This window comes from Clavibacter sp. VKM Ac-2872, from assembly GCF_015351105.1.
Classification (GTDB): Bacteria; Actinomycetota; Actinomycetes; order Actinomycetales; family Microbacteriaceae; genus Clavibacter.
In genome coordinates this window covers 2,049,438-2,067,635 of record NZ_JADKRR010000001.1, presented here as the reverse complement: position 1 = coordinate 2,067,635, position 18,198 = coordinate 2,049,438, and the positions used below count along the sequence as shown (strand labels likewise).

General features: G+C 74.7%; 18 protein-coding genes. 6 read left to right on the top strand and 12 right to left on the bottom strand.

Annotated features, from left to right (window positions below; translation table 11 throughout):
* Window positions 1–45: 45 nt before the first annotated feature.
* Window positions 46–831 carry a Pr6Pr family membrane protein gene (locus ITJ40_RS09735; protein ID WP_370532023.1) on the bottom strand — a complete coding sequence of 262 codons (786 nt, stop codon included), beginning with the start codon at window positions 829–831 and terminating at the stop codon, window positions 46–48.
* 116 nt (window positions 832–947) lie between these two features.
* Between ITJ40_RS09735 and ITJ40_RS09730 the strand changes: the two genes are divergently transcribed.
* Window positions 948–1,955: an NADP-dependent oxidoreductase gene (locus tag ITJ40_RS09730; protein WP_228511900.1), complete on the top strand. Its 1,008-nt coding sequence runs from the start codon at window positions 948–950 to the stop codon at window positions 1,953–1,955.
* Window positions 1,956–1,995: 40 nt separating this feature from the next.
* Here ITJ40_RS09730 and ITJ40_RS09725 read toward each other — a convergent pair whose 3' ends face one another.
* Window positions 1,996–2,475, bottom strand: a complete 480-nt coding sequence (locus ITJ40_RS09725; RefSeq protein ID WP_194666803.1) for a hypothetical protein — start codon at window positions 2,473–2,475, stop codon at window positions 1,996–1,998.
* Window positions 2,476–2,515: 40 nt separating this feature from the next.
* Between ITJ40_RS09725 and ITJ40_RS09720 the strand changes: the two genes are divergently transcribed.
* Entirely contained in the window at window positions 2,516–3,478 is a 963-nt protein-coding gene (locus ITJ40_RS09720) for an NUDIX domain-containing protein (protein WP_194666802.1), read from the top strand.
* Here ITJ40_RS09720 and ITJ40_RS09715 read toward each other — a convergent pair.
* From ITJ40_RS09715 to ITJ40_RS09695, 5 genes are read right to left on the bottom strand one after another with little or no spacing between them, the layout of a single operon-like run.
* Window positions 3,475–5,082 carry an inositol monophosphatase family protein gene (locus ITJ40_RS09715; RefSeq protein WP_194666801.1) on the bottom strand — a complete coding sequence of 536 codons (1,608 nt, stop codon included), beginning with the start codon at window positions 5,080–5,082 and terminating at the stop codon, window positions 3,475–3,477. The genes ITJ40_RS09720 and ITJ40_RS09715 overlap by 4 nt on opposite strands.
* The gene (locus ITJ40_RS09710; protein WP_194666800.1) at window positions 5,079–6,275 is read right to left on the bottom strand and encodes an ABC transporter ATP-binding protein; all 1,197 of its coding nucleotides are present in this window, start codon (window positions 6,273–6,275) and stop codon (window positions 5,079–5,081) included. The genes ITJ40_RS09715 and ITJ40_RS09710 overlap by 4 nt, the downstream gene beginning before the upstream one ends.
* Window positions 6,276–6,282: 7 nt before the next feature.
* Entirely contained in the window at window positions 6,283–7,098 is an 816-nt protein-coding gene (locus ITJ40_RS09705) for an ABC transporter permease (RefSeq protein WP_194666799.1), read from the bottom strand.
* Window positions 7,098–8,051, bottom strand: coding sequence for an ABC transporter permease subunit (locus tag ITJ40_RS09700; protein WP_194666798.1), 954 nt, complete (start codon window positions 8,049–8,051; stop codon window positions 7,098–7,100). Before ITJ40_RS09700 ends, ITJ40_RS09705 begins: the two co-directional genes overlap by 1 nt.
* A complete protein-coding gene (locus tag ITJ40_RS09695; RefSeq protein WP_228511899.1) occupies window positions 8,048–9,256 on the bottom strand; it encodes an extracellular solute-binding protein in 1,209 nt (402 codons plus the stop codon). Before ITJ40_RS09695 ends, ITJ40_RS09700 begins: the two co-directional genes overlap by 4 nt.
* A 112-nt stretch (window positions 9,257–9,368) precedes the next feature.
* Here ITJ40_RS09695 and ITJ40_RS09690 point away from each other — a divergent pair, with 112 nt between their 5' ends.
* The gene (locus ITJ40_RS09690; protein ID WP_194666797.1) at window positions 9,369–10,442 is read left to right on the top strand and encodes a LacI family DNA-binding transcriptional regulator; all 1,074 of its coding nucleotides are present in this window, start codon (window positions 9,369–9,371) and stop codon (window positions 10,440–10,442) included.
* 9 nt (window positions 10,443–10,451) lie between these two features.
* Here ITJ40_RS09690 and ITJ40_RS09685 read toward each other — a convergent pair whose 3' ends face one another.
* The 5 genes from ITJ40_RS09685 to ITJ40_RS09665 all read right to left on the bottom strand — a co-directional run bounded on the left by ITJ40_RS09685 (window position 10,452) and on the right by ITJ40_RS09665 (window position 15,183).
* The gene (locus tag ITJ40_RS09685; protein ID WP_194666796.1) at window positions 10,452–11,312 is read right to left on the bottom strand and encodes a DUF3097 domain-containing protein; all 861 of its coding nucleotides are present in this window, start codon (window positions 11,310–11,312) and stop codon (window positions 10,452–10,454) included.
* Window positions 11,309–11,581 (bottom strand): protealysin inhibitor emfourin, encoded by a 273-nt coding sequence (locus ITJ40_RS09680; protein ID WP_194666795.1) that lies wholly within the window; start codon window positions 11,579–11,581, stop codon window positions 11,309–11,311. The genes ITJ40_RS09685 and ITJ40_RS09680 overlap by 4 nt, the downstream gene beginning before the upstream one ends.
* Window positions 11,582–12,628 carry a M4 family metallopeptidase gene (locus ITJ40_RS09675; protein WP_194666794.1) on the bottom strand — a complete coding sequence of 349 codons (1,047 nt, stop codon included), beginning with the start codon at window positions 12,626–12,628 and terminating at the stop codon, window positions 11,582–11,584. It abuts the gene before it with no gap.
* A 93-nt stretch (window positions 12,629–12,721) separates the two neighbouring features.
* Entirely contained in the window at window positions 12,722–13,426 is a 705-nt protein-coding gene (locus ITJ40_RS09670) for a response regulator (protein WP_194666793.1), read from the bottom strand.
* A complete protein-coding gene (locus ITJ40_RS09665) occupies window positions 13,423–15,183 on the bottom strand; it encodes an ATP-binding protein (protein WP_228511897.1) in 1,761 nt (586 codons plus the stop codon). The genes ITJ40_RS09670 and ITJ40_RS09665 overlap by 4 nt, the downstream gene beginning before the upstream one ends.
* A gap of 138 nt (window positions 15,184–15,321) precedes the next feature.
* Between ITJ40_RS09665 and ITJ40_RS09660 the strand changes: the two genes are divergently transcribed.
* From ITJ40_RS09660 to ITJ40_RS09650, 3 genes are all read left to right on the top strand, one after another.
* On the top strand, window positions 15,322–16,707 hold the full coding sequence (locus ITJ40_RS09660; RefSeq protein WP_194666792.1) for a cation:dicarboxylate symporter family transporter: 1,386 nt from the start codon (window positions 15,322–15,324) through the stop codon (window positions 16,705–16,707).
* An 88-nt stretch (window positions 16,708–16,795) separates the two neighbouring features.
* Entirely contained in the window at window positions 16,796–17,278 is a 483-nt protein-coding gene (locus tag ITJ40_RS09655) for an FHA domain-containing protein (protein ID WP_194636378.1), read from the top strand.
* On the top strand, window positions 17,278–17,979 hold the full coding sequence (locus ITJ40_RS09650) for a MerR family transcriptional regulator (RefSeq protein ID WP_194666791.1): 702 nt from the start codon (window positions 17,278–17,280) through the stop codon (window positions 17,977–17,979). The genes ITJ40_RS09655 and ITJ40_RS09650 overlap by 1 nt, the downstream gene beginning before the upstream one ends.
* The last annotated feature ends 219 nt before the right edge of the window (window positions 17,980–18,198 follow it).

The window sequence follows — 18,198 nt, the reverse complement described above, 5'->3', positions numbered from 1 at the left end:
GACAGCGGGGCGCCGGAGGGAGCGGCGGCTGCCGTCGTCCGCGGCTCAGCGGCGGACGGCCTCCCTGTCGCCCGCGGATCCCCGTGCCCGCCGGGGCGCTGGCGTCCCCGCGGTCTCCGCCACCGATTCGTCCTCGGCATCCGACGGCGCGGGCTGAGAGGGTGTCGTCCCGCGCGGCGCGTCGGAATGGGGCGTCCGCCTCCGCGTCCCGGCATCCGCCGGCCGCACGCGGCTCAGCGCCACGACGAGCGTGGACACGCCCGCGAAGACGCCCGCCACGAGCGCCAGCCACGCGGCGATCTCGAACGGGACGCCGACCTGCGCGGGGTCCAGGAAGAAGTACGGGTACCAGCCGACGCGCGGTCCGCGGACCTCCGTGAACGCGCACCACGCGACCGGGAAGAGCATCGCCCAGCCGACGGCCTTCCACGTGACGCGGGGGCGGCCCGGCGCGAGGGTCCAGTCGAGGAGCGCGTACGCGGGGATCACGAAGTGCAGCAGCCGGCTCGACCACGGCACCTCGACGTAGTACGCCTGCGAGCTCGACTCGAGCACGATGAGGCCGAAGACCACGCCGGACACCACGACGTAGCTCAGCACCACGGCGCGCACGGCGGCCATGAGGGGCGGCTCCACGCGGCCGAGCAGCGCATGCGCTCCGGACGCCGCGAGGACGACGACGCCGGCCATCCCGCTCTGCGTCGTGAAGTAGCTGAACCAGTTCTCGGCGGCGAAGGACGTGAAGCCCTGCACGTAGTCGAAGTCGGCGACCAGCGCGGCGACCACGACGATCGCGGCGACCAGGCGCACGCCACCGAGGATCCTCTGCACGTGTCTCCGATCGCGGCCGACTCCGGGCAGGTCCGCCGCGTCCAGTCTACGAACGAGGTCTCACGATCGGCTCCGTGCCCTCGCGCGTCGCGCGCGGGAGCGGCAGGATGACGCGCATGAGCCCTTCATCGCGATCCACCAGCCAGCAGGTGCAGTTCGGATCCTTCGGCGGCGTCGACGTCCTCGAGGTCGTCGACGTCCCCCGGCCGTCGCCCGGCCCCGGCGAGGTGCTCGTCGAGGTCTTCGCGGCGGGCATCAACCACATCGAGGCCTACATCCGCCAGGGGAGGTTCCCCGACGAGGTGCCGACCGCGTTCCCCAACGGCCAGGGGAGCGACTTCGCCGGCTGCATCGCGGCCGTCGGCGAGGGCGTCACGCGCTTCAAGAAGGGTCAGGACGTCCTCGGCCACACCGTCATGGCCGCCCACGCGACGCACGTGGTCGTGCCCGCGGGCAACGTCGTGCTGAAGCCCGCGCAGCTCCCGTGGGAGGTCGCGGGCGGACTGTTCCTCGCGGGCCTCGTCGCGCACGACGTGCTGCACGCCGTCACGGTCGGCGAGGGCGACACGCTCGTCGTCACCGCGGCGGCCGGCGGCGTCGGCAGCATCGAGGCGCAGCTCGCCATGCGGCGCGGCGCCCGGGTGATCGGCACGTGCGGTGAGCGCAACTTCGACTACCTGCGCCAGATCGGCGTCACCCCGGTCGTCTACGGCGACGGCCTCGCCGACCGGATCCGGAAGGCCGCCCCGAACGGCGTGCAGGGCTTCGTCGACAACTTCGGCGGCGGCGAGCACGTGGCCGAGGAGCTGGGCGTGGCGGGCAAGCGCTTCAGCTCGAGCGACGACCGCCGGGAGCTCGAGCTCGAGGCCGTCCTGCCTCCCGTGGAGGAGGACGACGTCCACCGCTCCCGCACGCTCGCGACCGTCGCGGACCTCGCGGCCAAGCGCGACGTCGACGTGCTCGTCTCGGGCTTCTACCCGCTGGCCGAGGTGCAGGAGGCGTTCGACGACCTGGAGCGCCGGCATGCTCGCGGCAAGATCGTGCTCGGCATGCGGCCGGTGCACTACCCGGGCGACCGGCGCAGCACCGCGAAGGCGCGCGACGTGGCGGAGGGACGCGCCTGACCCGGATCGGGTGACGCCCGCCGGGCGGGGCGCGCGCCGGTCAGCGCGCGACGACCTCCGCGGGCTCCGGCTCGGCCGGGGCCTCGATGTGCGCCTCGCGCCAGCGCAGCAGGTCGCGCACCGCGGGCGACTCGTCGCACTCGAGCATCGCGACGGCGGCACGCGGCGTCGCGTCGTTGACGGCGAGCCAGGAGCGCACGCGTTCGGACGTGTCGCCCACCAGCATCGTGAGCACGGCCGCCGGCACCTGCGGGTTGCGGGCGAGGCACGCGCGGACGCCCTCGTCGGCGTCGCGCGCGAGCGCCTGCTGCACGTCGAGCGGCGCGTGCAGGCTGCTCGCCACGCTCTCCCGCACCTTGGGGTCGCGGTGCTCGGCGAGCAGGCGCAGCCGGCGGATCTTGCTGGGCGTGACCTCGGGCGCGGGATGCAGCGCCGCGGCCTGCTCCGCGGTGAGGACGGCGGGCGCGGTCCGGTGCAGGGCCTCGAGCTGCGCGGCGGTGGTGAACCTGATGCACGACATGCCCCGACGCTATCGAAGGTGCCCGTGAGATGGTGGGTCCATGACCGCTGAGCGCCCGCCCGAGCCCCCGCGCGGGGCGCATCGCGACAGCGGCGACGCGTGGGTCGAGGGCCCCGACGGCCAGCGCTTCTGGGGCGCGTTCGGCGCGTCGGGCCTGCTGGTGCACGACCCGGATCGCGGCGTCCTCCTCCAGCACCGGGTCGCGTGGAGCCACCACGGCGGCACGTGGGGCCTTCCCGGCGGCGCGCGTCACGCGGGAGAGTCCGCGGTCGACGGCGCCGCGCGCGAGGCGGCCGAGGAAGCGGGGGTGCCGCCCGCGGGGATCCGGCCCGTGCTCGCGACCGTGCTCGACCTCGGCTTCTGGAGCTACACCACCGTCACGGCCCGCGTCGTCCGGCCCTTCGAGCCCCGCGTCGCGGACGCGGAGAGCATCGAGCTGCGCTGGGTGCCCGTCGAGGACGTCGACGGCCGCGAGCTGCACCCGGGCTTCGGGCGCGCCTGGCCGATCCTGCGCGACGAGCTGACGCGCGAGGTCACGCTGGTCGTGGACACCGCCAACCTGCTCGGCTCCCGGCCGGACGGCTGGTGGCGCGACCGCGCCGGATCCACCTCCCGCCTCCTCGGCGAGCTCGACGCCCTGGCGCGCGACGGCCTGCCCGCCGCCGACCTCGGCCTGCCCGGCGACGTGCGGTGGCCGGACGTCGTGGCCGTCGTGGAGGGGCTCGCGCGCGACGCGGCGCGGCCCGCGGAGCACGCCGCGGATCCCTCCTCGCCGACGCTGCGGGCACCCGGCGTCGCCGTGGTCGAGGCCGCGGCGGACGGCGACGGCGACGGCGAGATCGTGCGTGTCGTCGGCGCCGCCCGGGACGCCGGCCGCGAGGTCGTGGTGGTCACGGCGGACCGCGGGCTCGTCGCCCGGGTCGAGGCGCTCGGCGCGCGCGTCATGGGCCCCGGGCGGATCCGCGCGCTGCTCGACGCGCGCGCGGACCGCGACGCGGGCTAGGCCGCGGGAGCCCGCTCGGCCGTCGCCGACCCGGCCGTCGCGCCCATGGCCACGGCGGCGGACGTCGCCTCGACGATCCCCGTGCGCCAGAGCGCGTGCAGGGCCTCCGCGGTCGGGCGGTCGCGGGCCGCGAGCACGCCCCCCGATGCCGGGAACAGCGTGTCCTCGCCGTCCGCGTCGAGCACCACGCCTCCGGCCTCCCGCACGATGAGCGTCGCGGCGAGGTGGTCGACGGGCCCGAACGAGCCGATCACCGCGCCCGCGCCGTGGCCGAGCGCGATGCCGGCGACCGTGAGCGTGCCGGACCCCATGATCCGCAGCGTGCACCAGCGCGCGGCGAGCGCGTCGAGCAGCGGCAGCATGCCCGGCCAGGGCGCGTGCCCGGCGAGCTCGGTGCTCACCATCCGGCCGCGCAGCGGATCCGCGTCGGGCGCGTGCACGCCGCCCGGCTCGGTCGACAGGTCGAGGCGCGCGCCGGCGGACCACGCGCCCTCGCCGGCAGCGGCCTCGACGACCGTGCCGCGCCAGGGGTCCGCCACGACGCCCACCACGGGTTCGCCGTCGACCACGAGGGCGAGCGAGAAGCTCGTCCACGGCACGCCGTTCGCGAGGTTCGCGGTGCCGTCGACCGGGTCCAGGTACCAGCACGGGCGACCGGGCACGGCCTCGCCGCCGTACTCCTCCCCGACGAGCACGTGGTGCGGGAACTGCGCACCGACGACCGCGCGCACGTCGCGCTCGACGGCCCGGTCGATCTCCGTGACGTGGTCGGCGGGGTTCGCCTTCGTCGTGACGGCGCCGACCGCGTGCGAGCGGACGTGGTGCACGGCGCGCGCCGCGAGGTCGCGCGCCGCGGCGCGGGCCCGGGCGCGCTCGGCGGAGGGGGCGGACGCGCGGGCATCCGCGGCGGCGGGATCCGCGGCCCGGCGCGCGAGCACGTCGAGGAGCGTCGCCAGCTCGTTCGTCGTGATCGCGTCCACGCCGATGGACGCGAGCCACTCCATCTGCGACGGCTCGTCGACGGTCCAGCAGGTGACGCCGGCGCCGAGGGCGTGCACGGCGTCCACGAGGGCGCGCCCGACGATCAGGTGCGGCATGTTGACGACCGCCGGCCGGAGCTCCGCGAGGTCGTCCGCGGTGGGCGGCTGCGGGTCGGCCCAGGGCAGCCAGATCACGGCGGCCGGGTCGAGCTCGCGGATGGTGCGCATCCCGTCGAGGTGACCGCACCAGGCGACGCGCGGCGTGCGCGGCGCGGCGGCCACGACCGCGAGGGCGGCGGCGGCCGGATCCCCGGACGCCATGTCGATCACGAGCTCGACGTCCGTGCCGGCGAGGAGCTCGAGCGCCTCGGCGAGCAGGGGGATCCGCAGCTGGCCGCCGCCGAGCGCGCGCACGTCGGCGAGGTCGAGGTCCCGGACCCGCGCGTCGACGCCCCAGAGGCGGTCGAGCGTGTCGTCGTGGAGGAGGACGACCGCGCCGTCGCGCGTCACCTGGACGTCGACCTCCACCGTCCGCGCGCCGGCCTCGGCCGCCGAGCGGATGGCGGCGAGCGTGTTCTCGCGGTGACGGGAGGAGTCGCCGCGGTGCGCGGTCGCGGCCGTCATCGCGCGTCGTCCGATGCGGCGGTCGCGGTGGATGCGGCGGGCGCGTCGGATGCCACGGGCGTTGCCCGGTCGGGCACGAGGATCCCGTCCCGGTAGTGCCGCACCGCCCGGAGCGTCACGGTGCCGGCCTCGCCGACCGCGGGCGCGGATCCGGTGACGAGCGCGCGGACCTCCACGCCGCCCGCGTCGAGCACGAGCTCCTGGAAGTGGCCGTGCGGCAGCACGCGGCGCACGACGACGGACGTCGCGTCGGGCTCGGGACGCGTCCCGCGCGGCGCGTAGGACACGTCCTCGGGGCGGACGGCCCAGACGTCCGCGTCCGCGGAGGTCGGGACGAAGGCCTGGGGCGGGCCGGCCGTGAGCGTCTCGGGCGTCGTGCCCTGCAGGCGCGGCGTCGGCAGCAGGTTCATGCTGCCGATGAACGACGCGACCACGAGGGTCCGCGGCCGGGCGTAGAGCTCGGTCGGGGCCGACACCTGCTCGATGCGGCCCTGGTGCATCACGGCGACGCGGTCGGAGATCGCGAGCGCCTCGTCCTGGTCGTGCGTGACCATGACGGTCGTGATCCCCAGCCGCTGCTGGATGTCGCGGATCTCCTCGCGCACCTTCACGCGCAGCTTCGCGTCGAGGTTCGACAGCGGCTCGTCGAGGAGCAGCAGGTCGGGCTCCTGCACGATCGCGCGGGCGAGTGCCGCGCGCTGCTGCTCGCCGCCCGAGATGTGCGCGGGCCGCGAGTGCGCGTGGTGCGCGAGGTTCACGGTCTCGAGCGCGGCCATGACCCGACGGGCGACCTCGTCCTTCGGCAGCTTCCGCAGCGTGAGCGGGAAGGCGACGTTCTTGAACACCGTGAGGTGCGGCCAGAGCGCGTAGTTCTGGAACACCATCGCGCTCGGCCGCTTGTCGGGGCCGGACGCGGTGACGTCCCGGCCGCCGATGACCACGGATCCGCGGTCGGGCTCGAGGAACCCGGCGATCATGCGGAGCGTCGTGGTCTTGCCGCAGCCCGACGGGCCGAGGAGCGCGACGAGCTCGCCGCGCGCGACGTCGAGGTGGAGGTCGTCGACGATGGTGCGGCCGCCGAGGTCCTTGGACAGGCCCTGGACGACGAGGCCGGACGGCGAGGCGCCAGCGGTGCCGTCGTCGTGGACGCGCGGGGGAGCGGCGGTGGTGGTGGATGGGGCGGATGCGGTCATGGCCGGCCTAACGGATCTGGAAGCCCTCGGCCAGACGCCCGCCCATGATGTGGCGGCGGGCGAGCAGGAGGAGGGCGACGGAGGGGACGGAGAGGAGGATCGCGAACACGGCGGCGACCTGCTTCGGGTGGTTGAGGACGAGCGAGTACATCTCGGTCGGCATCGTCATGTAGACGGGCGCGCCCACGAGGTAGGTGCCCTGCGCCTCGTCGAACGCGGCGAGGAACGACATGAGCACGGCCACGAGGATCCCGGGCAGCGCGAGCGGCAGGGTCACGTGCAGGAACGTCCGCACGCGTCCGGCGCCCGCGTCGCGCGCGGCCTCCTCGAGGGAGCGCGGCACGGCGCTGAACGCGGCGGCCGGGATCCAGGTCATGAACACGACGGTCCCGATGAGCTGCACGATGACGATGCCCGTGATCGTGTTCATGAGGTGCAGCCCGTAGAACAGGGACGCCATCGACACGAAGAGGCCCATCTTGGGGAACGCGTTGGTGGCGAACAGGCCCACCAGCAGGATCCGCCGGCCCGGGAACGAGAACCGCGAGAACGCGTACGCGGCCGGCAGGCACACCAGGGCCGAGACGAGCACCGTGATGGGCGCGAAGTACAGCGAGTTGCGGACGGCCGCGGCGAGCTCGGCGTCCTCGAACACCACGCGCCACCAGTCGAGCGTGAGGCCGGCGGGCACGAGGCTCGGGTAGTCCCAGCTCGTCGCGAACGCGTGCGCCGCGAGCCAGAGCAGCGGGCCGAGGATGAAGACCGCGACGACCGCGAACAGGGCCGCCTGGATCCACCCGCGGGCGGAGAGGAGAGCGCGCATCAGACCCGGCCCTCCTTCTTCGCGGACCGGAAGTTGGCCCGGACGTAGAGGAACGCGATGCCCGATGCGAGGACGAACACCACGACCGCCATCACGATCGACTGCTGCGGGTGGTTGAAGCCCGTGAAGTACTTCGAGATGTCGACGCCGAGCATGCTGGGCGCGTTCGGCCCGGTGAAGTACGGCACCGTGAAGGAGCCGAGCACGCCGATCGCCGTGAACGTCGTCGCGATGACGAGCGGGATGGCGGCGAGCGGCACGAGCACCCGCGTGACGATGGCCCACGTCGAGGCGCCCGCGTCGCGCGCGGCCTCGATCATGGCGTCCGGGATGCCCTGCACGCCGGAGGTCGCCATGAGCGTGGCGAACGGGAGGCTCGTCCACACGGATCCGATGACCACCGCGACGGTCGTGTAGCCCCACGTCGGCCCGTCGAGGCCGACGAGCGCGAAGACCGTGCGCACGAAGCCGTCGCCCGAGTAGAAGGTGAGGATCGCCCACGACGCGATGACCACGGGGATGAAGAGGGGAACGATCGCGAGCCCGGCGAACAGGGACGCGAGCCGGCCACCGCGGAGGCGGAGATTGAGGGCGATCGCCAGGGACAGGGCGATGACGATCGCGGTCGAGAGGACGGTCACGACGACCGTCACGCCGAGGTCGCGGAGGAACCGCGGGTCGGTGAACACGTCGACGTAGGCGTCGAACGTCCCCCACCAGCTCGTCGCGGTGCGGGTCCCGAGGCCGATCGTGGCGATCGTGCTGTTGAGGCCGCCCGTGTGGCCGAGGCTGAATCCGATGGCGAGCACGACGGGGATCCCGACGAAGAACGCCAGCAGGAGCGCGGGCGGGAGGGCGAGCGCCAGGCCGACGCCGGCGCGGCGGGTCTCCGGGGAGACCCGCCGCGCGCGGGCGGCCCGGGCGGCGGGATCCGCCGTCCGGACGGCCGTCACTGGCCGGGGACCTTCTGGTCCCAGAGGTTCGACATGTCCGACGCCATCTGGCTGTAGTAGCCGGGGCGCAGCGTCGACGGGTCGGCCGAGGCGAACTGGTCCTTGAGGTCCGCGGGCACCTGGTCGAGGGAGATCACCGGGTAGCCCGCGATGGTGCTGGCGATGATGGCCTGGCCCTCGGCGGAGAGCACGTAGTCGGCGAGCTTCTGCGCGACGTCCTGGTGCTCGGCGGTCTTGGGGATGCCCAGGAAGGACGCGTGGCCGGTGAACGCCGGGTCGGAGATCTGCGCGTACTTGACGGTCGCCGGGAGCGTGCCCGACTTCTGCGCGGTGATGACCTGGTCGCTCCAGACCGGGGCCATCTCGATGGCGCCCGTGCCCAGGAGGTCGAGCACCTGGTTGTTGCCGTTGGGGTAGACGCCGCCCTGGTACATGGCGGAGTTCAGTCCCTTGAGCTCGTCGAAGCCCGCGTCCCACGCGCTCTCGAGCGACTGGTCGTAGCCGGTCGTCATCTTCTCGCGCGTGGCGTCGTCGACGTGGGTGTCGAGGACGGTCGTGACGAAGGCCTGGCCGGATCCGCCGGTGGAGGGGGAGTTGTAGGCGAACTGGCCGGGGTTGGCGCGGATCCAGGAGAGCAGGTCGGAGAGCGTCTTGGGCGGGTCGGTCACCTTCGTGGAGTCGTAGGCGAGCAGCACGGACGAGGCGCGGTAGGGGATCCCGAAGCCGCCGCCGGACTGGACGGTCGCGTCGGGCACGGTCGCGAGGTTCGGGATGGTGTCGGCGGAGACGGGCGCGAGGAGCCCGCCGGTGCCGGCCGCGGCGGTGAAGCCCGCGTCGATGAGGTCGTAGCCGGGGTCGGATCCGCCCTGCACCGAGCTGGTGAGCGTGGCCATGGTCTGGGCGTCGTGCTCGCCGTGGAGGTCGAGCGTCGTGGTGACGGACGCGCCGGGGTTCGCCTTCTCGAACGCGGGGATGATCCCGTCGTCCCAGAGGGCCTGGACGTTGGTGTCGCCGGAGATGAAGACGCGGGCGGTACCCGATGCGTCGGTGACGGCGTGGTTCTGGGCCTGGGCCTGCGTGCTCGTGGTGGGAGCGCAGCCCGCGAGCGCGACCGCGGCGGACGCGGCGGCGGCGAGGGCGAGGAGGGAACGGCGGGGGATCACGGGTCGGGTGTCCTTCTGCTGGGGGAGCGATGCGGATCGCATCGTTTCGATGGTGCGGTGCCGCGGTGGCCCGCGGGTGAACGGGACGTGGCGATCGCGGTCCCCGGCGGCGAACGCGCGCGGCGGCCGACCGGGCCTCAATAGGGTGGGGCGCATGAGGAGGAACTCGCCGCGCACCTCCGTGACCCTCGCCGACGTGGCCGCCCTCGCGGGCGTCTCGACCTCCACGGCGTCGCTCGCGTACCGCAGCACCGGCTCGATCACGCCCGCCACCCGCGCCCGGATCCTGCGCGCCGCGGCCAGCATCGGCTACGCGGGGCCGGATCCCACGGCCAGGTCCCTCAAGAGCGGCCGCACCGGCATCGTCGGCGTCGTGGTCGCCGGCAGCATCCGCCGGGCGTTCCAGAACCCGGTGGCGCTCGCGACGATGGCGGGCCTCAGCGAGGCGCTCGACGAGCTCGACGTGGGCCAGCTGCTGCTGCCGGGCCGACGGGAGCCGCGCGAGGGATCCGCGCCCCTGCTCGAGGGCATGCCCGTCGACGCCGTCGTGTTCCTCACCCGCGGCGAGGAGGTGGACGCGCTCCTGCCCGGGCTGCGCGCGCGACGGATCCCCATGGTCGGCGTCGAGGGCCCGCACGGGGAGGGCGTCGCCGTGGTCGACATCGACGACGCCCGCGGCATGGGCGAGCTCGCCCGTCATGTGCGCGCCCTCGGCCACCGCCGCGTCGCCGTGCTGATGCGCACCACGCGGATCGAGGAGGACGGCCCGCCCGGCCCCGTGATCCCCGTGGGACGCGGTCTCGAGGAGATCGTCAACCGCACGATCCGCGAGCGGCTCCGCGCCGCGCGCAGCGTCTTCCCCGACGCCGTGCGCGTCGAGGCGGGCGGGCGCGACCTGGAGGCGGGGGAGCGCGCCGCGGGCGTGCTGCTCGACCTGCCGTCGCGGCCCACGGCGATCCTCGCGCAGAACGACATGCTCGCCGCGAGCGCCATCCGCGCCGCCGCGGCCCGCGGCCTGCGCGTGCCCGAGGACCTCACCGTCACGGGCTTCGACGGCGCGCACCTGCCGTGGCTCGAGCGCCAGCTCACGACCGTGGAGCAGCCGCTGCACGACCGCGGGGTGCGCGCCGGGCGCATGGTCGGCGAGCTGCTCGCGGGCCGGGCGCCGGCGGACGTCGTGCTGCCGGTGCACGTGCGCATCGGCGACACGGCGGCCGCGCCCGCCTGATCCGCGGCGCTAGCGCCCCGCGGGGTCCGTCACGAAGTCGATGAGCTGCTCCACCCGGCCGAGCAGCGCCGGCTCGAGGTCCTGGTACGAGCGCACCTGCCCGAGGATCCGCTGCCACGCCCGCGCGATGTCCGCCTGCTCGTCGTGCGGCCAGCCGAGCGCAGCGCAGATGCCGTGCTTCCACTCGACGTTCCGCGGGATCACGGGCCACTCGCGGAGGCCGAGCCGCCCGGGCTTCACCGACTGCCAGACGTCCACGTAGGGGTGCCCGACCACGAGCGCGTGCGCCCGGTGCGGTCCGCGGGCGACGGCCTCGGCGATCCGGCTCTCCTTGGACCCGGGCACGAGGTGGTCGACGAGCACGCCCACGCGGCGCCCCTTCCCGGGGCGGAAGCGGTCGAGCTCCTCGTCGAGGTGGTCGACGCCCTCGAGGTACTCGACGACGACGCCCTCGATGCGGAGGTCCTCGCCCCACACCTTCTCCACGAGCTCGGCGTCGTGCCGGCCCTCCACGAAGATCCGGCTGGGCAGCGCCACGCGGGCCTGCCGGTCGGCGACCGCGAGCGATCCGGAGGCCGTCCGCGCAGGACCGGCGGGCGCGGCGCGGGGCACGCGCAGGGCGACGGGCTCGCCCTCGAGCAGGAAGGACCCGCCGAGCGGGAACGTGCGCTGCTTCCGCTTGTAGTCCTCGAGCACGACCATCCCCGACTCGACGCGGACGATCGCGCCGCAGAACCCGGTGGACAGCTCCTCGACCACGAGGTCGCGCGTCGCGTCCTGCGGCCGCGGGGCCTTCTTCGCGGGGCCGCGCCAGCCGGCGGCGAGCACGTCCTGTCCGTAGCGGTCGTCGGCGGGAGGAGGCGGCGTCATCCTCCGAGGCTCTCACGGGACGCGTCGCGCACCCGGTCGACGAGCCGACGCCACGGGCCGTCGACCGCGGCCTCGCCGAGGCGCGCCTCGCGGTCGCCCGCGCGCACGAGGTAGACGAAGCGGTCGGCGCCCGGCGCGGGCACGGCGGGCTCGTCCCACGGGCAGGCGTCCACGAGGTCGTCCCACTCGGCCGCGCCGTCGTCCACGCGCACCGACCAGGTGCGGGTCATGCCCGTCACCCCGCCCGTGCGCGACACGGCGATCTCCACCTAGACCTCGATCCCGACGCCCTCCCACGCCGCCTGGACCGCGGCGACCTCGGACGCGCCCTCACCGTACCGCGCCGCGGCGGCGTCGACCGTGGCCCGCGCGAAGGCCCGGAAGTCGGCGTCGGCGCGCACGGCGCCGGCTTCGATCACGTCGTACCAGACGCGGCCGGCGCCCTCCCAGGCCTCGCCGCCGATCCCGGTGGCCGCGAGGAAGAAGGCGCGGTTCGGGATCCCGGAGTTGATGTGCACGCCGCCGTTGTCCTCCCGGGTCTCCACGTAGTCGTCCATGTGCGCGGGCTGCGGGTCCTTGCCGAGCACGTCGTCGTCGTAGGCCGTCCCGGGCGCGCGCATCGAGCGGAGCGCGAGGCCCGTCGACCGGTCGAGGAACAGCTCCGCCCCGACGAGCCAGGTCGCCGCGTCCGCCGTCTGGCCGAGCGCGTGCTGCTCCACGAGCACGCCGAAGACGTCGGAGATGGACTCGTTGAGCGCGCCCGACTGCCCCTGGTAGACGAGGCCGAGGGTGAGCTCGGTGACCCCGTGGGCCAGCTCGTGCCCGATGACCGTGAGCGAGCGCGTGAAGGGCGCGAAGACCTCGCCGTCGCCGTCGCCGAAGACCATGCGCGTGCCGTCCCAGAAGGCGTTGTCGTACTCCTCGCCGTAGTGCACGGTCGCGAGCAGCGGCAGGCCGCGGTCGTCGAGCGACTCCCTGCCGTAGACCTCGGAGAAGAGGGAGTACGTCGCGCCGAGCCCCGCGTAGGCCTCGTCGACCTGGGCGTCGCCCGTGTCGGGCGCGCCCTCGACGCGCACCGTGCGGCCGGGCAGCTCCTCGCGGTTCCCCGCGTCGGAGATGGTGCGGTGGATCCCCGACGGGTCCCGCTCCGCGAGCGCCGACGGGTCCGGCTCGGCGCCCGGCCCGCGCCGGTCGTGGATGAGGGGCCCCTGGTCGCGGAGGGCGCGGCGGGCGGCCTGGCGGGCGGCGGCCAGGTGATCGGGGTCGGCCTCGGCGAGGCGGGTCAGCAGGTACGGCGGGAGGATGGTGCGTCTCATGGTCCGAGACTCGCACGGGGCGGCGACATCGTCCCGGGTCGCAGCGGATCCGGGGCGGGGGTCGCGCGATCGCGTCCCGTCGCGTACGGTGCCTCAGCTCGTCCAGCGGTACCCGAGCTCGGGCCGGCCGGGCGTGCCGTAGCGCGGCACCCGCTCCACCTGACCCACGTCGGCCAGGTACTCGAGGTACCGACGCGCCGTCACGCGCGACACGTCGAGCGCGCCCGACACCTCCGCGGCCGAGACGCCCTCGGCGGCAGCCCTCGCGGATCCGTCGCCCTGCGCGATCCCGCGCACGAGGTCGAGCGTCTCCGCCGACATGCCCTTGGGGAGGCGCGCGTCGGCCGCGGGGGAGCGCAGCGCCGCGAGCGCCCGGTCCACCTGCAGCTGGGTCGTGCTGCCGCTGCCCGCGCCGAGCCCCTCGCGGTAGCCGACGTACGCCGCCATCTTCTCGGCGAAGGCCGCGAACGTGAACGGCTTGATGAGGTACTGCACGATGCCCGCCGTCACCGAGCTGCGGACGACGGCCTGGTCGCGCACCGCGGTCACGGCCACGACGTCGGTCGCGCGTCCGGCGGCGCGGAGGCGGCGGCACACCTCGAGGCCGTGCATGTCGGGCAGCGTCATGTCGAGCAGGACCAGGTCGATCCCGTCCGGCCCGGCCTCCGCCACGCGCCGGAGCGCCTCACCGCCCGTGTGCGCGACGCCGGCGACCTGGAATCCCTCGAGCCGACCGACGTAGAGGGCGTGGGCCTCGGCGGTCAGCGCGTCGTCGTCCACGACCAGCACCCGGATCACGCGGGGACCCCGCCGTCGTGGGCGCCGTCGCCGTCGCGGAGGCCGGTCGGGTCGTCCGCCCGGGAGTCGGCGGCGGGATCCGCGGGCAGCACGACCCGCACGCGCGCCCCGCCCAGCGGCGCGTCGGCGTCGCCCACCTCCACCCGCCCGCCGAGCCGCGCGGCCGAGCGCGCCACGAGCGCCAGCCCCACTCCGCGCGGTCCGCCGTCGCCCGACTTGGTCGTGACCCCGAACTCCAGCACGCGCGGCCGCACCGCGGGATCCACGCCCGGCCCGTCGTCCGCCACCTCGACGACGAGCCCGCCCGCCTCCGTCCGCGACAGCGACAGCTCCACCCGCCCGCGGTCGTCCCCGCGCGCCGTCGCGACGGACGGGTCGGCGGCCGCGTCGATGGCGTTGTCCACGAGGTTCCCCACGATCGTCACGAGCTCCGTCGCGGGCACGGCCGGGTCGCCCGTCCCCGCGGCGACGCGCACCGACAGCTCCACGCCGCGCTCGGCCGCCTGCGCCGTCTTGCCGCGCACGAGCGCCCGCACCACGGGATCCGCCTCCGCCGCCAGCCCGCCCTCCGACGCGCGGCGATCCGTCTCGAGCTCCGCCGCCGCGAGGGCGAGCGCCTCGCGGGGCCGCTCCAGCTCGATGAGCGACACGATCGTGTGCAGCCGGTTGGCGAACTCGTGGGTCTGCGCGCGCATGGCGTCGGAGAGGGTGCGCAGCGTCGCGAGCTCGCCCGAGAGGCGCTGGATCTCGGTCCGGTCGCGCAGCGTCGTCACCGTGCCGAGCCGCGCGGCGCTCCCGGTGCGGCCGGTGGGCAGCGCGGGCCGCTGCGTCACGACGAGGACGCGCCCTCCCGGCAGGTGCACGACCTCGTCGGCCGTGGCGCCCTCGAGGAGCAGCCGCTCGATCGCGGGCGGCAGCCCCAGCGCGCGGACCTCGACGGGACCTGAGGCGGGATCGAGCTCCAGGTCGAGCAGCTCGGCCGCCTGGTCGTTGTGCAGCACGAGCCGACGGTCGCGGTCGACGAGCACGATCCCCTCGCCGACGGAGTGCAGCACCGACTCGTAGTACGCGAGCATGCGCGCCATCTCCTCGGGCCCCAGCCCCCACGTCGTCCGCTCGAGCGAGCGGCTGAGGAGCACGGCCCCGGCCGCGAGGAGGAGCGCGAGCGCCCCGACCGTGCCGACGAGCCCCGGCAGGCGCGCGCCGAGCACCTCCGTGACGCGGTCGACGGTGACGCCGGCCGCGACCAGCCCCACGATGCCGCCGTCCGCGCCGCGCACGGGCACCACCGCGCGCACGCTCGGCCCGAGCGTCCCCGTGAAGGTCTCGGTCAGCGACCGCCCGGCGAGCGCGGGTCCCGTCGTGCCGAGGTACCTGCGGCCGATCTCGTCGGGGTCCGGGTGGGTCACGCGCACGGTGTCGCGGTCCATGATCGTGACGAAGTCGACCCCGGTGTCGCGCGTCACGTCGAGCGAGTAGTCGAGCAGGGCGGCCGTGGGATCCGCGGACGCGAGCCCCTCCGCCACCCGCGGCGAGTCGGCCACGGTCGTCGCGACGGCCAGGCTCCGGTCCGCCGCGGCCTGCTCGGCGCGCTGCCGCGAGTCGGCCCAGAGCGCCGTGGTCGCGACGACGGCGACGAGGAGCAGGACCGCGAGCTGGACGACCAGCAGCCGGGCGGCGATGCCGCGGGGGAGGCCCACCCGGGGGCGGACCGTCCGCGGGGGACGGGGCGGCTCGGCGAGCGCGCGTCGCGCCATGCTGCCCCCTCGCGTCCGCCGACACCCGGCAGGAACATTATGAACACAACGCCGGAGCGCCCCCGCGCGTGGGCCATCCTGGCGAGGACCGCCTGGTGCACCCGTGCGCCGGCGCCGCTCACGAGACAAGGACGTCCCATGACCCACCCCATCGCCGCGCTCCGCCGCCTGGACCGCCAGCACTACCTCTACATCGCCGTCATCGTCGCGGTGATCCTGGGCGTCACGGTCGGGCTCGTCGCCCCCGAGACGGGCGTGGCGCTGAAGCCCATCGGCGACGCGTTCGTGGCCCTCATCAAGATGATGATCGCGCCCATCATCTTCTGCACCATCGTGCTCGGTGTCGGCTCGGTCGCGAAGGCGGCCACCGTGGGTCGCGTCGGCGGCCTCGCGCTCCTCTACTTCATCGTCATGTCGACGTTCGCGCTCGCGATCGGCCTCGTCGTCGGCAACCTCATCCACCCGGGCGACGGCCTCGACCTGAGCGGCCTGCGCGCGCCGGCGGGCTCGACGGAGGCGACCGGCGAGACGGACTTCCTCCTCTCGATCATCCCGACGTCGCTGCTCTCGTCGCTCACCTCGGGCAGCATCCTGCAGACCCTCTTCGTGGCGCTCCTCGTCGGCTTCGCGCTGCAGCAGCTGGGGAAGCGCGGCGAGCCCGTGCTCGAGGGGATCCGCAACATCCAGGTCCTCGTGTTCCGCATCCTGAGCATGGTGATGTGGGTGGCCCCTGTCGGCGCGTTCGGCGCCATCGCCGCGGTCGTCGGCGCCACCGGGTTCCAGGCCGTCATCAGCCTCGCGACCCTCATGATCGGCTTCTACATCACGTGCGCGCTGTTCATCGTGGTGATCCTGGGCACGCTCCTGTGGCTCGTCGCCCGCGTCAACATCTTCAAGCTCATGCGGTACCTCGGCCGCGAGTACCTCCTCATCGTCTCGACGTCGTCGTCGGAGGTCGCGCTGCCGCGCCTCATCGCGAAGATGGAGCACGTGGGCGTCTCCAAGCCCGTCGTCGGCATCACCGTGCCCACGGGCTACTCGTTCAACCTCGACGGCACGGCGATCTACCTCACGATGGCGTCGCTCTTCATCGCGCGCGCGCTCGGCAGCCCGCTGGCCCTCGGCGAGCAGGTGTCGCTCCTCGTCTTCATGATCATCGCGTCGAAGGGCGCGGCGGGCGTCACGGGAGCGGGCCTCGCGACCCTCGCGGGCGGCCTGCAGTCGCACCGCCCCGACCTGGTGGACGGCGTCGGGCTCATCGTCGGCATCGACCGCTTCATGTCGGAGGCGCGCGCCCTCACGAACTTCACCGGCAACGCGGTCGCGACCCTCCTCATCGGCACCTGGACCCGCGGCATCGACGCCGACCGGGTCGCGCTCGTCCTCGGCGGCGGCGACCCCTTCGACGAGAAGAGCATGGGCACCGAGCACGACGCCCGGCTCGCGGCCCCGGCCCAGGCCCTCGAGGCGGACGTCACGCGCTCGGGCGAGCTCGGCGACGAGCCGCGCGCCTCCTCCCGCTGACCCCGAACGGGGCCACGCCCGGGTGCCGTCCACCGTGGTCCCGGCCGTGTCCGATCCGTTACGCTGTCAGGTCACAGGAGGTACCACCATGGATGGACGCGAAGAGGGTCACGGCGCCACGCGCGTGCCCGAGCAGTACACGAGCACGGACACCACGGCCACCTTCCGCGATGAGCTCGGGGCGGCGCTCGCGGGCCTCGACGGCGCCATCTCCGCGGAGGAGAAGGACGCCGTCACGGCGCTCCCCTCGGGATCCGCCCTCCTCGTCGTCCGCCGTGGCCCCAACCAGGGCGCGCGCTTCCTCCTCGATGCCGACGTCACGGTCGCCGGCCGCCACCCGGACGCCGACATCTTCCTCGACGACGTCACCGTGTCGCGCCGCCATGCGGAGTTCGTCCGCCAGGGCACGTCGTTCCAGGTCAAGGACCTCGGTTCCCTCAACGGCACCTACTTCGACGGCGTGCGGATCGACACCGCTCTCCTCCAGGACGGCGCGGAGGTGCAGGTCGGCAAGTTCCGTCTCACGTTCTACGCGTCGCGCACCGACCTCGTCGGCCGGACGACCGAGTAGTGCCGGCGTCCGCCGCCCGGTCGACGCCAGCCCGCACCCCCGGTCTCCTCAGCATCGGGCAGGTGCTGGCGCGCCTCACGCCGGAGTTCCCCGACCTGACCAACAGCAAGCTCCGCTTCCTCGAGGAGCAGGGACTGGTCCAGCCGTCCCGCACGGAGTCCGGCTACCGCAAGTTCAGTCCCGCCGACGTCGAGCGCCTGCGCACCGTCCTCGGGATGCAGCGCGACCACTACCTCCCGCTCAAGGTCATCCGCTCCTACCTGCACGACGTCGACGCCGGGCTCTCACCCGCGCTCCCCGGCGGCGCGCCCGTCCCGTCGGCCTCCATGCTCGACCAGGAGCGCCGCTACAGCCGCGCCGAGCTCGTGCGCGAGTCCGGCGCCACCGCCCCGCTCCTCGGCGACGCCATCACGGCGGGCGTGCTCATGCCGGCGGAGGTCTACGGCGAGGAGGCCGTGCAGGTGATGCGCGCGCTCGTCGAGCTGCAGCGCACCGGCATCGAGCCGCGCCACCTCCGCGGATTCCGCCAGGCGGCGGAGCGTGAGCTGAGCCTCATCGAGTCCGCCCTGGTGCCCGTGTCCCGCCGCCGCGACGCGTCGAGCCGCGCGCACGCCGCGGAGCTCGCCCGCGAGATCGCCACGCAGCTCGAGGTCGTGCGGGGGAGCCTCATCCGCTCCGCGCTCGGCCGCCTCTCGTCCTGACCGCGTTCGCGTCGACGAGCGGGGCCGATAGGCTGACGTGTCCGCACGGGGCCATCCGCATGCCGGAGGGATCCGTCGGGACCGGTCGATGCGCACCCCCGACGGGGGCGCGGTGGAGGGCCGGGACGACACGCCGGGCGCTTCCGCCGGATGTCGTTGATCGGGCCCGCGGGCCCCGCTACCGTGAGAACACGAACCCGACGAACCGACCCGAGCAGC

What these genes read in the sequence shown, in the direction of transcription:
- ITJ40_RS09675 (WP_194666794.1), bottom strand. Translation starts at nt 12,628, where the DNA reads ATGAGACGCACCATCCTCCCGCCGTACCTGCTGACCCGCCTCGCCGAG.
- ITJ40_RS09715 (WP_194666801.1), bottom strand. Translation starts at nt 5,082, where the DNA reads ATGACGGCCGCGACCGCGCACCGCGGCGACTCCTCCCGTCACCGCGAG.
- ITJ40_RS09720 (WP_194666802.1), top strand. Translation starts at nt 2,516, where the DNA reads ATGACCGCTGAGCGCCCGCCCGAGCCCCCGCGCGGGGCGCATCGCGAC.
- ITJ40_RS09725 (WP_194666803.1), bottom strand. Translation starts at nt 2,475, where the DNA reads ATGTCGTGCATCAGGTTCACCACCGCCGCGCAGCTCGAGGCCCTGCAC.
- ITJ40_RS09690 (WP_194666797.1), top strand. Translation starts at nt 9,369, where the DNA reads ATGAGGAGGAACTCGCCGCGCACCTCCGTGACCCTCGCCGACGTGGCC.
- ITJ40_RS09710 (WP_194666800.1), bottom strand. Translation starts at nt 6,275, where the DNA reads ATGACCGCATCCGCCCCATCCACCACCACCGCCGCTCCCCCGCGCGTC.
- ITJ40_RS09685 (WP_194666796.1), bottom strand. Translation starts at nt 11,312, where the DNA reads ATGACGCCGCCTCCTCCCGCCGACGACCGCTACGGACAGGACGTGCTC.
- ITJ40_RS09655 (WP_194636378.1), top strand. Translation starts at nt 16,796, where the DNA reads ATGGATGGACGCGAAGAGGGTCACGGCGCCACGCGCGTGCCCGAGCAG.
- ITJ40_RS09730 (WP_228511900.1), top strand. Translation starts at nt 948, where the DNA reads ATGAGCCCTTCATCGCGATCCACCAGCCAGCAGGTGCAGTTCGGATCC.
- ITJ40_RS09695 (WP_228511899.1), bottom strand. Translation starts at nt 9,256, where the DNA reads ATGCGATCCGCATCGCTCCCCCAGCAGAAGGACACCCGACCCGTGATC.
- ITJ40_RS09665 (WP_228511897.1), bottom strand. Translation starts at nt 15,183, where the DNA reads ATGGCGCGACGCGCGCTCGCCGAGCCGCCCCGTCCCCCGCGGACGGTC.
- ITJ40_RS09660 (WP_194666792.1), top strand. Translation starts at nt 15,322, where the DNA reads ATGACCCACCCCATCGCCGCGCTCCGCCGCCTGGACCGCCAGCACTAC.
- ITJ40_RS09705 (WP_194666799.1), bottom strand. Translation starts at nt 7,098, where the DNA reads ATGCGCGCTCTCCTCTCCGCCCGCGGGTGGATCCAGGCGGCCCTGTTC.